Annotated in this window: 17 protein-coding genes; 9 read left to right on the plus strand and 8 right to left on the minus strand. The window is 46.1% G+C overall.

The window, feature by feature from the left end; translation table 11 throughout:
- Positions 1-4 precede the first annotated feature (4 nt).
- Positions 5-226 (minus strand): heavy-metal-associated domain-containing protein, encoded by a 222-nt coding sequence (locus tag ACTHPA_RS05150; RefSeq protein WP_440499087.1) that lies wholly within the window; start codon positions 224-226, stop codon positions 5-7.
- Between the two features lie 161 nt (positions 227-387).
- Between ACTHPA_RS05150 and ACTHPA_RS05155 the strand changes: the two genes are divergently transcribed.
- Complete coding sequence (locus ACTHPA_RS05155) at positions 388-1,068, plus strand: phosphoribosylaminoimidazolesuccinocarboxamide synthase (RefSeq protein ID WP_440499088.1); 681 nt, start codon at positions 388-390, stop codon at positions 1,066-1,068.
- A gap of 148 nt (positions 1,069-1,216) precedes the next feature.
- On the plus strand, positions 1,217-1,774 hold the full coding sequence (locus ACTHPA_RS05160) for a superoxide dismutase family protein (protein ID WP_440499089.1): 558 nt from the start codon (positions 1,217-1,219) through the stop codon (positions 1,772-1,774).
- Positions 1,775-1,815: 41 nt separating this feature from the next.
- On the opposite strand, the gene ACTHPA_RS05165 is transcribed toward ACTHPA_RS05160, so the two are convergent.
- Positions 1,816-2,955: a zinc-dependent alcohol dehydrogenase gene (locus tag ACTHPA_RS05165; RefSeq protein WP_440499090.1), complete on the minus strand. Its 1,140-nt coding sequence runs from the start codon at positions 2,953-2,955 to the stop codon at positions 1,816-1,818.
- Positions 2,956-3,023: 68 nt separating this feature from the next.
- Positions 3,024-4,154: a CAP domain-containing protein gene (locus tag ACTHPA_RS05170; RefSeq protein ID WP_440499091.1), complete on the minus strand. Its 1,131-nt coding sequence runs from the start codon at positions 4,152-4,154 to the stop codon at positions 3,024-3,026.
- A 127-nt stretch (positions 4,155-4,281) separates the two neighbouring features.
- Between ACTHPA_RS05170 and ACTHPA_RS05175 the strand changes: the two genes are divergently transcribed.
- The 4 genes from ACTHPA_RS05175 to ACTHPA_RS05190 all read left to right on the plus strand — a co-directional run bounded on the left by ACTHPA_RS05175 (position 4,282) and on the right by ACTHPA_RS05190 (position 6,633).
- On the plus strand, positions 4,282-5,160 hold the full coding sequence (locus ACTHPA_RS05175) for a putative RNA methyltransferase (protein WP_440499092.1): 879 nt from the start codon (positions 4,282-4,284) through the stop codon (positions 5,158-5,160).
- Positions 5,161-5,333: 173 nt separating this feature from the next.
- Positions 5,334-5,984, plus strand: a complete 651-nt coding sequence (locus tag ACTHPA_RS05180; protein ID WP_440499093.1) for a pentapeptide repeat-containing protein — start codon at positions 5,334-5,336, stop codon at positions 5,982-5,984.
- A gap of 44 nt (positions 5,985-6,028) precedes the next feature.
- Positions 6,029-6,505, plus strand: a complete 477-nt coding sequence (locus tag ACTHPA_RS05185; protein WP_440499094.1) for a hypothetical protein — start codon at positions 6,029-6,031, stop codon at positions 6,503-6,505.
- On the plus strand, positions 6,502-6,633 hold the full coding sequence (locus ACTHPA_RS05190; RefSeq protein WP_440499095.1) for a hypothetical protein: 132 nt from the start codon (positions 6,502-6,504) through the stop codon (positions 6,631-6,633). Before ACTHPA_RS05185 ends, ACTHPA_RS05190 begins: the two co-directional genes overlap by 4 nt.
- A 58-nt stretch (positions 6,634-6,691) precedes the next feature.
- On the opposite strand, the gene ACTHPA_RS05195 is transcribed toward ACTHPA_RS05190, so the two are convergent.
- Positions 6,692-8,821, minus strand: a complete 2,130-nt coding sequence (locus ACTHPA_RS05195; RefSeq protein ID WP_440499096.1) for an MMPL family transporter — start codon at positions 8,819-8,821, stop codon at positions 6,692-6,694.
- Between the two features lie 151 nt (positions 8,822-8,972).
- Here ACTHPA_RS05195 and ACTHPA_RS05200 point away from each other — a divergent pair, with 151 nt between their 5' ends.
- On the plus strand, positions 8,973-9,320 hold the full coding sequence (locus ACTHPA_RS05200) for a hypothetical protein (protein WP_440499097.1): 348 nt from the start codon (positions 8,973-8,975) through the stop codon (positions 9,318-9,320).
- Here ACTHPA_RS05200 and ACTHPA_RS05205 read toward each other — a convergent pair.
- The 3 genes from ACTHPA_RS05205 to ACTHPA_RS05215 all read right to left on the minus strand — a co-directional run bounded on the left by ACTHPA_RS05205 (position 9,317) and on the right by ACTHPA_RS05215 (position 11,308).
- A complete protein-coding gene (locus ACTHPA_RS05205) occupies positions 9,317-9,517 on the minus strand; it encodes a cold-shock protein (protein ID WP_191693533.1) in 201 nt (66 codons plus the stop codon). The genes ACTHPA_RS05200 and ACTHPA_RS05205 overlap by 4 nt on opposite strands.
- A gap of 158 nt (positions 9,518-9,675) precedes the next feature.
- Positions 9,676-10,674 carry an anion permease gene (locus ACTHPA_RS05210; protein WP_440499098.1) on the minus strand — a complete coding sequence of 333 codons (999 nt, stop codon included), beginning with the start codon at positions 10,672-10,674 and terminating at the stop codon, positions 9,676-9,678.
- Positions 10,675-10,687: 13 nt separating this feature from the next.
- Positions 10,688-11,308 carry a DUF47 domain-containing protein gene (locus ACTHPA_RS05215; RefSeq protein ID WP_440499099.1) on the minus strand — a complete coding sequence of 207 codons (621 nt, stop codon included), beginning with the start codon at positions 11,306-11,308 and terminating at the stop codon, positions 10,688-10,690.
- A 226-nt stretch (positions 11,309-11,534) separates the two neighbouring features.
- Between ACTHPA_RS05215 and ACTHPA_RS05220 the strand changes: the two genes are divergently transcribed.
- On the plus strand, positions 11,535-12,068 hold the full coding sequence (locus ACTHPA_RS05220; protein WP_440499100.1) for a hypothetical protein: 534 nt from the start codon (positions 11,535-11,537) through the stop codon (positions 12,066-12,068).
- Positions 12,069-12,103: 35 nt separating this feature from the next.
- Positions 12,104-13,657, plus strand: a complete 1,554-nt coding sequence (locus ACTHPA_RS05225; protein WP_440499101.1) for a flotillin family protein — start codon at positions 12,104-12,106, stop codon at positions 13,655-13,657.
- Here the strand turns inward: ACTHPA_RS05225 and ACTHPA_RS05230 are convergent.
- On the minus strand, positions 13,610-14,136 hold a 527-nt coding region (locus tag ACTHPA_RS05230), incomplete at its 5' end, for a hypothetical protein (RefSeq protein WP_440499102.1). The genes ACTHPA_RS05225 and ACTHPA_RS05230 overlap by 48 nt on opposite strands.

Genomic DNA, 14,136 nt, shown 5'->3' on the forward strand with positions numbered 1-14,136 from the left:
CCTTTCAGGAGACTTTTTGTGAAATGATTGGGTATCCGAGGCCGGTAACTGTTTTGGCGATATCCTCCGCGGCGATTTGGTTTTCATCAAACTGCGCTCTGACTTTTCCTGAGTTGAATAGCACTTTCGCGTCTGCAACTCCATCCATCCTGTTCAACGCACCTTCGATTTTCTTAATGCAAGACGGGCAAGTCAACGGCTCCAAGTTCAATACGATTTTTTTCATTTCCATTACCTCCATGTAGTTGTTTTCTACTTCTTGTCTATAGCATAAGGCGTTTTCGGGAATGAAACCTTGACCCCCATCAAGTTTTCTCTTTTTATAGTAGAGAAAGTACATTATACTAATTGTGGCACTACATTTTCGAATGGAAAGGAAACGTGGTCATGGAACTTGTATATAGTGGCAAGACGAAAGACGTTTATAAATTGGAAGATGGCAATGTGTTACTGAAATTCAAAGATGATGTAACCGGGGAAGACGGCGTGTTCGATCCGGGAGCGAATACTGTAGGACTGACGATTGAAGGTGCGGGGCAATCAGGCCTGCGCATGACAAAGTTTTTCTTTGAGAAATTAGCTGCAAAAGGAATCCCGACGCATTATGTCGATGCGGATATCGAGAACGTGACGATGACAGTGAAGCAGGCAACCGTGTTCGGAAAAGGGCTTGAAGTCATTTGCCGCTTCCGCGCAGTCGGCAGCTTCTTGCGCCGTTATGGAGCTTATTGTGAGGAAGGACAACCATTGGATTCATTCGTCGAAGTGACAATCAAGGACGATGATCGCAATGATCCGCCGATTTCGAAGGACGCACTCGCACAGCTCGGCATTTTGACGAACGAAGAATATGATGTTCTCGAGCCGCTCACGAAAGAGATTTCCACTGTCGTGAAGGAAGAGCTTGCTGCGAAGGGACTTGAATTATACGATATTAAATTGGAGTTTGGTCGTGACAATGAAGGAAATGTTATGCTGATCGACGAAATTTCCGGCGGCAATATGCGTGTTTACAAGGACGGGGTTTATATTGCTCCGCTTGAACTTGAAAAATTAATGTTAGCGTAAATGAGAACCCGCTGTTCATTCCTGAAAATTGGAATGAGCAGCATTTTTATTCTATTTAGTTACCGCTCATATAGGGAAAAACTTTCCACTACTAAATTCTTGCCAGTAGGGCATGCTTGGCAAGAATAAATGTGGAGGAGGAATTATAGTGAAGAAAAAACTGGTAACTGCACTGCTAATTAGCGTCATTCTTGTCGTAGCGGGATGCGGAAAAGCGAATCAAAAGATGCCTGTCAGCGGGGACAAGATGGAAGCAATTGTCTCTCCTATATTGAATACGGAAGGAAAAGAAATCGGTGAAGTGACGTTGGTTCAGGAGACGGAAGGCGTGATGATCAATGTACAGGCAGAAGACTTGTCGCCTGGAACACATGGCATTCATATCCATGAAACAGGGGTATGTACACCGCCGGATTTCACTTCTGCTGGAGCCCACTTTAATCCGACAGGGAAGGAACATGGATTTGAGAATCCGAAAGGCTTCCATTTAGGTGATTTGCCAAACATCGAAGTTGCGGAGGATGGGAAAGTGTCCATGAGTATGACGACCGGTGAAATCACGCTAAAGAAGGGCCAAGAAAATTCAATCCTCGATAAGGACGGAAGTGCCATCGTCATTCATGAAAAGGCGGATGACTATAAGACGGATCCTGCAGGGAATTCAGGTGCCCGAATCGCCTGTGCCGCTATCAAAGGGAAGAAATAAGAAAACGGTCCGCGCAATGAATGCGTGGACCGATTTTACATTTATGGCTTTAAAATCACTTTTATGCAATCATCCTCATGCTCGTAGAAATGATGATAAGCAGCAGCAGCTTCCTCGATTGGTACGACATGCGAAATGATTTCCGTTGGATCGAATTCGCCCTTAGTAATCTTATCAAATAATGTAGGCATGTAATGGATGACAGGAGCTTGCCCCATCTTCAAAGTAATATTACGTTCAAACATATTACCGAGCGGAAACATGTTATAAAGCGATCCGTAGACACCGGTCAGATGGATTGTCCCGAATTTGCGCACAGCTTGATGGCCGATTTCAATGGCGCTCAATGTCCCGCCTTGCATTTTCATCTTCTGCCCGACCTTTTCCGCAATATTCTTCTTGCCGTCCATCCCGACACAATCGATGACGATGTCGACGCCACCGTGAGTGAGTTCTTTAATATGCGCACCCATATTGTCGTAGTCATCAAAATTATAAGCTTCCACTTTGTTCATTTTCACAGCATGCTGCAGCCGATAAGGGACATGGTCAATGGCGATGACGCGTTTCGCGCCTTTCATCCAAGCGAATTTCTGAGCCATCAGTCCGACGGGTCCGCACCCAAGCACGGCTACCGTATCCCCATGCTTCACACCAGCATGCTCCACGCTCCAATACGCAGTCGGCAACACATCGGACAGGAACAGAAGCGCTTCATCCGGCAGCTCGCAAGATTCGGGAATGACGAATGGCGTGAAATTGCCGTACGGAACTCGAATATATTCTGCCTGCCCTCCTGGATAATCTCCGTAGCGTTCTGTAAATCCGAAATAGCCGCCCGTATCGACGTGAGGATTACGGTTCGAATGATCGCATTGACTTTCCATCTGATGTTCACAATAAAAACATTGTCCACATGAAATGTTGAAAGGGATGACGACCCGGTCACCCTTTTTCACTTTCGTTACATTTGGGCCAACCTCCTCGACGATTCCCATTGGTTCGTGGCCGATGACATACCCTTTATGCGTTGGCAATGCACCTAAATAAATATGCAAATCGGACCCGCAAATGGCGGTTGACGTCACTTTGACGATAATATCATCAGGCTTCTCGATTTTCGGAGCTTCCACCTTTTTCACTTGGATATCTTTTACGCCCTGGAATGTTACAGCTTTCATTCGAACTCCTCCTTATCTATCTGTTGCCCTTATATTCCCCGGAACAGACAGATATAGTCCTGAAAGAGTCATTGTAAGAAAAAATTCTCCGTATAATACGGCTGTGATTTTTCATTGAAAGCGACACCGATGCCGAGATGACTATAATCTTTTATTAAAATATTCTCCCGATGCCCTTTTGAATTCATGAGACCCTCATGAGCGAAAATGCTGCTCGATTGGCCGTATGCCAAATTTTCACCCGCCCTACGGAACTTAATATGGTCCTCTTTCATCCGGTCGAAAGGCGACAGCCCCTGTAAATTATCATGGCTGAAATAGTCATTGACCGCCATATCGAGGCTATGTTTGCGCGCCGTTTCGGCGATTCTCTCATCCCATCGCAAAATGGAGCGGCCGTGACGTACACGGGCGGCGTTCGTCAAATCGAAAAGCTGCAGTTCGAACCCGTTGCGCAAAGACACATCTCCACCTGCATACATTCCGGACTTCCGCTGTTCGAGTGATGTTGTAATGAGCTGGACGGCAGTTACCGTATCGTTCTGATGAATGTCGTAAAATACATACATATAGATATCCCCGGATTTAAAAAGGTCCATCCCTTCGTTTTCCTGAAGGACATAAATGTTCAAGCCTTTCCGGATCTCCTTCAACGGTTCGCCATACGCTTTCCGAACGTCCGCTTTCGGAGTCCCGTACTTGATGCCAGCTTTCGAGGAGATAAGATCATCGTTCGTGTAAATGGCATTCACTTTCCAGTTTTCGTCGAATGAAACCATGACGAAGTTTTGGTAATCATCATGGTATGTGAACCATTCAGTTCCGTATTCATTTAATGAATGGCTTTTAGGCTCTCCAAGTTCGGCTTTCACTTGGTTTTCTGTCGCTCCGAGCTCGATATTATGAATGGACATGACGGAGTGATCAGGTTTATCCAATTTCGGCTTTGCGACTTTGTCGGGAATCATCTGTTCTACTTCGGATGTTTTCGAAGATATGTAAAGGAAGATTTTATCGGCTGTGTTGAATATGGAATCCATTGCGGAAGCAACCGGTTCTTTCTCCCATATGGCTTCTAGCTTTTCATCAATCGGATTGAGGAAGGAAAGGTCGATATATTTCGAAACTGGCTCTTCCCATAAAGGTTTTGCAAGATAAAGTGCAACTATGAAAATGATGAATAGTAATATCCGCTTCACGGAAATCGCCTCCTATCTATTATTGTACCCGCTTGAGGTGCGATAGATACAGTGGAACCTATTGATAGTTTGAGTACGGTCGGAAAGACGGTATACTGGTAGAACAATAATCGAACGGAGCATGAAAATGAAATTGACGAAGAAAATGCAAAGCGCGTTACTAATAGAGGACAATTTACGGCTATTTAGATGTCCGATCTGCACAACCGAAATGGAAATGGAGGAGCATTCGCGTCTCGTCTGCTGGAACATGCATTCATTTGATTTGGCGAAGAGCGGATACGTTAATTTGGCGCCGCAAGCGCATTCCACAAAATATGATAAATCGCTGTTTGAAGCGAGGACTGCCGTCATGGATAGCGGTTTTTTCGGACCTGTTCTTGACAATATCATTGCCCGTTTACATACGCATTTGATGGGAACTGAACGTCCTGTCCTTTTGGATGCTGGCTGTGGCGAAGGAACTCATTTACATAAAGTTCATTCACGAATGCAACCGGGAACTATTGGCGTCGGCATTGATTTGGCGAAGGAAGGAATTGTCGCAGCTTCGAAGATGTATCCAGGCCTCATTTGGAGTGTTGCGGATCTCGCTACCATGCCTTTTGCGGATTCGAGCATGGATGCGATCGTAAATATTTTATCACCTGCAAATTATGCGGAATTCAACCGGCTGTTGATACCGGGAGGCGTATTGGTGAAAGTGGTCCCGGAAACCGGATACTTGCAGGAATTGCGGGAAGTCTTCTACGACGGCAAGCAGCAGAAAGAGGAGGCCGACCCAGTAGGGCGGTTCCGCGAACAGTTCGACTCTGTCGAGACCGAACGGGTGACGTACCAATTTGAATTGCCTGAAGCGCTGCTCGCTCCATTGATTCGCATGACACCGCTAACTTGGAATGCGAGTGAAGAACGGATTCACGAGGTGCTTGTGAAGGGAATGAAACACATTACGATTGATCTGCGGGTAATAGCAGGTGTTCGACGGGCAGGGGGAATTGGTTGAGCGGTGAAAAACCCGTTTTGAGTGGTGATAATTGGGAAATTCATGGGGGAAGGGGAGAGGGCAGATGTTTAGTGGAATAAGCGCCGTTCCAAGTTGGTTTTATATGCTGGCGTTCATAGTTGTCATATTGCTCGTCATCTTTATTGAATGGAAAACGCGATAGGAGGGTACTTATGGGAGAAAAAAAGGACAAGCGTGTGAGTCCGAAACTGTCGACGGAACATGAGCTGTTGGGGCCATCCGATATATGGAGTCGGGACAGATTTATTGAAAAAGCAAGATTTGAAGGCGGAACAATGCCGGGAGCAGAGGACGAGCGCTTCGTTTTCGATAATTGCGTGTTCAAAGATATGTCATTTGCGAACAGTGATTGGAGAGGTGTGGAATTCGTCGATGTTTTATTCCAAACATGCGACTTTTCGAACGTCCAAATGGAAAATGTCATGTTCCATCGATGTGAGGTCCGCAATTCAAAGTTAACGGGAGCGGATTTGGCCAATTCTAATTTAGGGCATCTATTAATGGAGGAAAGTGATATCCGTTACGCAAACTTCAATTTTTCAAAAATGAAAGAAGTGGAGTTCGCGGGATGCAACTTAGAGGACAGCGATTTTTACGAATGCGATTTAAAACAAGTCCGTTTTGATAAGTGCAAGTTGGACGATGCGAATTTTTCGGAAACCGATTTGGATGGAGTAGATTTATCCACCAATACATATGAACGAATAGAAGTGACGGTACCGAAAATTGCGGGATGCATCGTATCGACAGAGCAAGCTCTCGGTTTTGCGCGTGCACTCGGTCTGACGGTGAAAGACGAATAATGGTATACTGAAAAGACATTTGACAAAGAAAGAGTGGCCAAAGCATGCTTACATTCGAACAAAAACAACAAATTATTGAGACATTCCCTGAACTTACACGGAAAGAAGTGTCGATGAAGCGGCTCAATTATCATTATGAAGATAGCCTTTACGACAAAACGGTTGTTGTCCAGCATCTCCATCCGAACGGCAATGGGTTTGTGTATGTGGAAGGAATTCCAGGCTACGAGGCGGATGACCGTGGGCTCGTCAATATCCGTGAAGCGACGGAAGAGGAATTGAAAGCGACGATTCGGGACGCCATCAAAGCGCTTTCGACTGAGGAAGAGGCTAAGGAAGAAGAGCTGCTTGAGGAAGTATGGGTGAATGAGCAGGGCCAGAAGCTGACGTTATTGGAAGAAGAGGGCTTTTTCAATATTTATCATGGTTATAATTTGGAGGAAAGCTTCGGCGATTATCAGGAAGCTACGGATTATTTGAAAGAGGAGAACTTTAAACTCGGCGGAGGTGAATCCGTGTGAAGGGTAAAACGCTCGTCATCGGGCTCGTCGTTTTCGTCCTTGTTGTAGTGGCGGCCATCTATTTTGCGGTGATGGCGGAATTTGATAGAGATAAACCTGCCGATACGAATGTGGAGATTGTGGATTGATCTAAATAAAACTGCCTCGACAACTGGGATTTCTGTTGTCGAGGCAGTTATTTTTAAGTTAATGCCAATTTCCGGCTTTATACTCACCTTTTCTAAATGGCATCCACCAGTTCCACTTTCCGAACAATTTCATCAAACTTGGGACAAGCAGCAAGCGGATGATTGTCGCGTCGATGGCTACCGCAATCGCGATGCCGACACCGATCTGCTTCACCGGCATGACGTCCGTGAACGCGAATGCGCCGGTCAGGACAATCATGATCAAAGCCGCGGAAGTGATAATCTTGCTTGTTGTCGCAAGCCCTTCGACAGTGGAATGATCATTATCGAACGTGTTCGCATATTCCTCCTGCATCCGCGAAATGAGGAACACTTCATAGTCCATGCTCAAGCCGAAGACGAGACTGAAGACGAGAATCGGAATGATGAGTGCAATCGTTCCCGGATGCATCCCGAAGTGGCCGTATTGGAAAATGTAGACGAGAATCCCGAACGTCGCGGACAATCCGACGATGTTCATGAGTATCGCCTTCAACGGTATGAGCACGGAGCGGAATGCAATCATGAGAATGATGAACGTCGACACGAGTATAATCGTCAGCACAGCTATGATATTGCCGAAGATTTCATCGAAAATCTCTTGGTTGAACTTCGGCTGACCACCAACCAACAGGTTCCATTCTGTTTGCTCAGACCAATCCCGCGCCCACTGCTGCGCTTCGTCAGACGTTCCTCTCGCTTGAAGCGTCACAGGAATCAATAACTGATCATCTTTTACAAATGATTGAAGAAGCGGTTCAAGCTGTGCCTTCATTTCCGGAACTTGCGTCGCCTGCTCCCATTCTTCAGGAGACGTGATTCCACTAGTAGTGAAAATTGTCGTCAGCTTATCGACGAGAGGATCATTAGCCAAATCCTCTTCCAGTGCCTTCAAAGCTTGTAATCCTTCCGTATCAGACCATCCGCCGTCTCGTTCCGCGATTAAATATACATTCGACTGATCGCCGAGCCCGAAAGTGTCATCCATCAATTCATACGAAGCGCGTGTATCATACGACGCTGGCAGAGAGTCAATCTGCGGTATCGTCAAATCCATATTTTTCACTGGAATTAAAGCGATGCCCAATAGTACAAGCGCTGCAATTGTAATAAGGATCGGTCTTTTAATTACCGCATTGGCGAACTGTCTCCATCGGTCGGAGCCGTTTTCCTTCACCTTCAGTATGCGACCTTTATTCAAACGGTCGCCGAGCATAATCAAAATCGATGGAAGCAATGTAACTGAGCTAAGGACCGCCATGCCGACGACAATCATGCCGCCAAGTGCGATATTTTGGAAAATCTCAACTTTGATAATAAACATCGCGCCAAGCCCGATGAATACACAAAATGCAGAAAAAATGACAGAGCGGCCTGCCGTTCGGATCGTCGTTGCAACAGCTTCAAGAACGTCGCTTTTCAATCGCTCTTCCCGATAGCGGCTAATGAAAAGCAAGGAGAAATCGATGCTCAAAGCAAGCCCGAGCATCGGAACGATATTTAAGACGAAAATTGCCAAGTCTGTCTGCCCGCCAACTAAAGCCAATATGCCAAATGTGGAAATAACTGTTGCGACTCCGACAATCAAAGGAACCATCGATGCCATGAGCGATCCGAATGCAAATAGAAGTACGATGATCGCGATAGGCAAGCCGATCGCTTCCGCCTTCATTAAATCCCGCTGGCTCGCGGTGTTGATATCTTTTGTAATGGCGGATTGGCCCGTTAAGACAATGCCTTCCTTATCGCCGATCGCATCCCGGATATCGGTAACGACGGCAGACATGTCTTTGCCATTCTTTTCAAAGTGTAACAGCGCGTAGGAGACATCCTTCGTATACTGTTCTTCGTTTTCCAGTGGGGAAACGATTTCAGATGCAAGATTCAGCTTTTCAATATTCGTCAAGGTGGAAGCGATTGTTTCATCATTCACGTTATCAAAGACGACGAACATCGTTTCCGCCGGCAAATCGAATTTCTCCGAAGCGATCTTCATCACCTGTTCATGCTCCGCATCCATCCTGAACCCGTCGCCCGCAAGCAACCCAGGCAAACGGATCGCCAAAAAGGCCATGACAATGAAAAGCGCAACCCAAGCAATTATGATTGTCTTATGAAATTTTGTAACTAAACGCGCTAATGTGCGCATACAATCGTCCTCCCAGCATGAATCATTTCTATCTATTCCCTAATCATAGCGAAGATGTATGGAATTGTCTTTTCTGAAGGAGTAGATTGTAAGAATCATACTCAAACAAGAGTTTCTACATCAAAAAGCAGGCATTTCGCGTCCAAAGCCAATGCTTGCGCGTCCAAAGCTGATGCTCGCGCGTCCAAAGCCGATGCTTGCGCGTCCAAAGCTGATGCTCGCGCGTCCAAAGTATGCCTTCATGCGTCCAAAACTGATGCTTGCACGTCCAAAGTATGCCATCGCACGTCCAAAGCTGATGCTCGCGCGTCCAAAGTATGCCTTCATGCGTCCAAAACTGATGCTTGCACGTCCAAAGTATGCTATCGCACGTCCAAAGCTGATGCTCATGCGTCCAAAGCACGTTAGCCTACGTCCAAAAGGAGTTCCTGCTGACTTTGAAATACGAAAAAAACCACTCCCCAAAGGAAGTGGTTTTGAAATGGTTAATTTAAATTAGTTTTTTTCAACGTTTGTAGCTTGAAGTCCACGTTGACCTTGTTCGATTTCGAAAGTCACGTCTTGGCCTTCTTCAAGAGTCTTGAAGCCTTCGCCTTGGATAGCGGAGAAGTGTACGAATACATCATCGCCATCTTCACGTTCGATGAAGCCATAACCTTTTTCTGCGTTGAACCATTTTACTTTACCTTGTTCCATGTTTGTTTCCTCCTCGTGTGCTTCGCACACATTGTGTTACTATCCTTGCTCAAGTCTTGAAGCGGTCAAGCATTACACCGTGACCATCACGATGAACAAAAATAATTCTCCTTTATCATAACAGAGCTCATTTGGCAATGCAAGTGAAAAAGTTTTTTTTAGAAGAATAAGTTCAAAATTTGATACACAATTGCGGCAAGTGCAGCCGAAATCGGCATGGTGATTACCCATGTGATGACGATCTTTTTCGCGACTCCCCATTTAACGCCTCTCACACGTTGCGCAGAGCCGACACCCATGATAGCAGAGGAGATGACATGCGTCGTGCTGACAGGCAAATGAATAAGCGTTGCCCCGAAAATAATCATGGCTGAGCTCAAATCGGCTGCGGCGCCGTTGACCGGCCTAATTTTCATAATCTTACCGCCGACTGTCTTGATAATCTTATAACCACCGATAGATGTGCCGAGTCCCATTGCAGTAGCAGCGGCAATCCTGACCCAAAGCTGGATATCGTCGCCAGTCTGCAATTGTGCGGCAATCAATGCCATCGTAATGATTCCCATCGCTTTTTGAGCGTCGTTCGTACCATGCGTAAATGATTGCAGAGCAGCCGTTCCGATTTGCAAATAGCGAATCCGCTTATTTGCTTTGAACAAGTTGCGGTTCTTCAATAAAACCTTGAACAGCGACATCATGAGGAAGCCGCCCGCGATTGCAATGAATGGGGATAGGAGGAGTGCCTCCATGATTTTGATAAAGCCGCCATAATTCAATATGCCGAACCCTGCCGCAGAAATGGCAGCGCCGGCAATCGAACCGATCAAAGCATGCGACGAACTTGACGGAATGCCGTAATACCAAGTGATCAAGTTCCAAGCAATCGCTGCAGTGAGGGCTGCCAAAATGACGAGTGATCCGTTATCCAATACAAACGGATCAACAATGTCTTTGGAAATGGTCTTTGCTACGCCTGTAAACGTCAAAGCACCGATAAAATTCATAATTGCAGCCATATAGATAGCTGTCCGCGGTTTCAAAGCACGTGTCGAGACCGATGTCGCAATGGCATTCGCCGTGTCATGAAATCCGTTGATGAAATCGAATGCAAGCGCAAAAACAACGATTGCTATCGTGAGAAACAATATCATATCCATAAATACTTACTCCTTACGCGTTTCGCATGATAATTGTTTCAAGTGTGTTTGCCACGTCTTGGCAATGATCCGCAATGTCCTCAAGCAACTCATAAATATCTTTGAACTGTATAATTCGAATCGGATCCTTTTCACGGATGAACAGCTGTTTGATTGACGTGCGAAGGACTTCATCGCAAATGCGCTCATATTCTTTAATCAAAACAGCGTGATCCCGCATCTGGACTAGCTTCTTCCTCGCCAGCAATTCCATTGCCTTGACGATTTCATCGGAACTTTTCACGATGTTATCCATGAACTTCTGCACATACTCATCAATTTCCGTAAGCGAGAACATTTCCAAGTTGGCTGCGAAATGCTCGATGCCGTCTAGGATATCGTCCATTTTAATAGCCAATTGCAAAATATCTTCCCGCTCAATCGGTGTCATGAAAGAAATGTTAAGCTTAGAGATGAGGTCGTGAATCATATCGTCGCCTGCGGTCTCGTACTCCTTTAATTTGATGCTTACTTCCTTCAAGTCTGCTACTGATGTCACTTTATAGTCATTCGCATAGTGCATCGCTTCCTTAACATGCTCTGCAATCTCTAATAGAGCTGCGAAAAAAGGGTCGGTTTTACGTGGACTAAACATTTTTAAGCCTCCATCCGTTTCCGGAATCAATTTTTAGTAGTCCTATCATAGCAAAAAAAAATAAAAATAAGTACTGAAACAGATGATAATTTATTTGTGAAAGTGACAATTTAGTTGAATTTTTATGTCGATAACATTTTAGAAATATTTCCAAGAATATTGAAACTTTATTACTCATTGTCCGTATGTATAATAGAATTCAAATAGGAGAAGGCGAGGTGAGAGGATGGAAGTGTTCGGAATGCCGGTTATCAATGTCTATTTGACCGTTCTTATCATCGCGGGATTGGCGACCGTGCTGTACATTTTCTTCAGTGATATTGCAGAAGGGGTTGGCGATGCGAGTCCGCTTTTGGACCCAGCAGTCATTCTTGCATTCATATCATTTACATCTGCAGTCGGTTATATTTTGGAGTTAACGACAGAATGGAATCATTTGCTAATCTTCATCATTGCACTTGGGGCGGCAACCGCATTGGACTTCCTTCTATATTTCTTCGTGCTCCTTCCATTGAAATCCGCGGAAGTTTCGCTTGCCTACACGGATGACTCGCTCACGGGCCAAGTCGGAAAGGTCATTGTTCCGGTACCGGTCGATGGTTTCGGTGAAATCATTATCGAAACGGTGAATGGCGTCATTTCGAAAAGGGCTGCAGGGTATGAAAACAAGGCGATCGACTACGGAAAAGAAGTACTGATCATCGAAGTAAGAGAAGGGACGTTCATTGTTAAGGAATATGAGCCTTTCCGTTTCAAGTGATCAAAGGAAAATCATTTATTTAAGGGGGAATCAGAATGGCAGGATTATCAGGAATGTTTATTGTCATCGGGATTGTCGTGTTTATTTTGCTCGCTGTCATACTCGTCTACATTTCGAAGTATAAGACAGTCGGGCCAGATGAAGCGCTAATTGTGACAGGAAGTTATTTAGGATCGAAAAACGTACATACGGATGACTCGGGCAACCGGATCAAAATCATCCGTGGTGGAGGAACATTCGTCTTCCCGGTATTCCAACAATCGGAACCGCTCAGCTTACTTTCAAGCAAATTGGAAGTAACGACGCCAGAAGTATATACGGAACAAGGTGTTCCGGTTATGGCCGACGGAACTGCCATCATTAAGATCGGTGGATCGATTTCTGAAATCGCGACGGCAGCAGAACAGTTTTTAGGAAAATCGAAAGCAGACCGCGAAAATGAAGCGAAAGAAGTGCTGGAAGGGCATTTGCGTTCGATTCTAGGATCAATGACGGTCGAAGAGATTTATAAAAACCGTGATAAGTTCTCCCAGGAAGTGCAACGTGTCGCATCGCAAGACTTGGCTAAAATGGGGCTTGTCATCGTTTCATTCACAATTAAAGATGTCCGTGATAAAAATGGCTACTTGGATTCACTCGGTAAGCCGCGTATCGCTCAAGTGAAACGCGATGCTGACATTGCTACAGTCGAAGCTGAAAAAGAGACACGCATTAAGAATGCGGAAGCGTCCAAGGAAGCACAGAAAGCTGAAATCGAACGTGCTACGGAAATCGCGGAAGCGGAGAAGGAAAATCAGTTGAAAGTCGCTGACTACCGCCGTGAGCAGGATATCGCAAAAGCGCGTGCCGACCAAGCGTACGAACTTGAATCCGCTCGTGCGAAGCAGGAAGTTACAGAGCAAGAGATGCAAGTTCGAATCATCGAGCGTCAAAAGCAGATCGAGTTGGAAGAAAAAGAGATTTTGCGTCGTGAGAAGCAGTATGATTCAGAAGTTAAGAAGAAAGCCGATGCGGATCGTTACGCAATCGAGCAAAACGCAGCTGCGGATAAGTCCCGTCAAATGGCAGAAGCAGAAGCAGAGAAGTACCGTATCGAAGCACGTGCAGCCGCGGAAGCTGAAAAAATCCGCCTTGACGGTTTAGCGAAAGCCGACGCACAACGTGCACAAGGTGAATCGGAAGCAGACGTCATCCGCCTGAAAGGTCTTGCAGAAGCGGAAGCGAAACGCAAAATCGCGGAAGCATTCGAACAATACGGCCAGGCAGCTGTGCTTGACATGATCGTCAAGATGATCCCTGAATACGCGAAACAAATCGCTAGCCCACTTTCGAATATCGATAAAATTACTGTTGTCGATACGGGTGGCGGCGAAGGCAGCGGGGGCGCCAATAAAGTGACGTCGTATGCTACGAACTTAATGTCCACACTACAAGAATCATTGAAAGCCTCCTCAGGAATTGACGTAAAAGAAATGATGGAGAGCTACGTCGGTAAAAACAATCTTCGCCCAAGTATCGACAACTTAACAGACGAGCTTCGTTCAACGAAGCCAACCGCTGTAAAGCCGAAACCGGTAGAAGAGGAATAAGAAGTCAGCACCCAACCGCTCGGGCGGCTTGGGTGTTTTTATTTGTCGAAGACATTTAGCGCGCCAAAGGAAAATCTTCTGCAAGCATGGCCCCGCGTCCAAAGTGAGTCCTCCCGCGTCCAAAGCAAGCAGTCCCGCGTCTAAAGAGAGTCCTCCCGCGTCCAAAGCAAGCCGTCCCGCGTCTAAAGAGAGTCCTCCCGCGTCCAAAGCAAGCCGCCCCGCGTCCAAAGTGAGTCCTCCCGCGTCCAGAGCAAGCAGTCCCGCGTCCAAAGTGAGTCCTCCCGCGTCCAGAGCAAGCAGTCCCGCGTCTAAAGTGAGTCCTCCTGCGTCCAAAGCAAGCAGTCCCGCGTCTAAAGTGAGTCCTCCCGTGTCCAAAGCAAGCCGCTCCGCGTCCAAAGAGAATCCTCCTGCGTCCAAAGCAAGCAGTCCCGCGTCTAAAGTGAGTCCTCCCGTGTCCAAAGCAAGCCGCTCCGCGTCCA

The organism is Sporosarcina sp. SAFN-015 (assembly GCF_051966875.1).
Classification (GTDB): domain Bacteria; phylum Bacillota; class Bacilli; order Bacillales_A; family Planococcaceae; genus Sporosarcina.

Bases quoted from the DNA above. Each gene is read 5' to 3' on its own strand.
- ACTHPA_RS05195 (WP_440499096.1), bottom strand. From the start codon at position 8,821: ATGCGCACATTAGCGCGTTTAGTTACAAAATTTCATAAGACAATCATA.
- ACTHPA_RS05150 (WP_440499087.1), bottom strand. From the start codon at position 226: ATGAAAAAAATCGTATTGAACTTGGAGCCGTTGACTTGCCCGTCTTGC.
- ACTHPA_RS05200 (WP_440499097.1), top strand. From the start codon at position 8,973: ATGCTTGCGCGTCCAAAGCTGATGCTCGCGCGTCCAAAGCCGATGCTT.
- ACTHPA_RS05225 (WP_440499101.1), top strand. From the start codon at position 12,104: ATGGCAGGATTATCAGGAATGTTTATTGTCATCGGGATTGTCGTGTTT.
- ACTHPA_RS05215 (WP_440499099.1), bottom strand. From the start codon at position 11,308: ATGTTTAGTCCACGTAAAACCGACCCTTTTTTCGCAGCTCTATTAGAG.
- ACTHPA_RS05165 (WP_440499090.1), bottom strand. From the start codon at position 2,955: ATGAAAGCTGTAACATTCCAGGGCGTAAAAGATATCCAAGTGAAAAAG.
- ACTHPA_RS05180 (WP_440499093.1), top strand. From the start codon at position 5,334: ATGGGAGAAAAAAAGGACAAGCGTGTGAGTCCGAAACTGTCGACGGAA.
- ACTHPA_RS05210 (WP_440499098.1), bottom strand. From the start codon at position 10,674: ATGGATATGATATTGTTTCTCACGATAGCAATCGTTGTTTTTGCGCTT.
- ACTHPA_RS05185 (WP_440499094.1), top strand. From the start codon at position 6,029: ATGCTTACATTCGAACAAAAACAACAAATTATTGAGACATTCCCTGAA.
- ACTHPA_RS05220 (WP_440499100.1), top strand. From the start codon at position 11,535: ATGGAAGTGTTCGGAATGCCGGTTATCAATGTCTATTTGACCGTTCTT.
- ACTHPA_RS05155 (WP_440499088.1), top strand. From the start codon at position 388: ATGGAACTTGTATATAGTGGCAAGACGAAAGACGTTTATAAATTGGAA.
- ACTHPA_RS05205 (WP_191693533.1), bottom strand. From the start codon at position 9,517: ATGGAACAAGGTAAAGTAAAATGGTTCAACGCAGAAAAAGGTTATGGC.
- ACTHPA_RS05175 (WP_440499092.1), top strand. From the start codon at position 4,282: ATGAAATTGACGAAGAAAATGCAAAGCGCGTTACTAATAGAGGACAAT.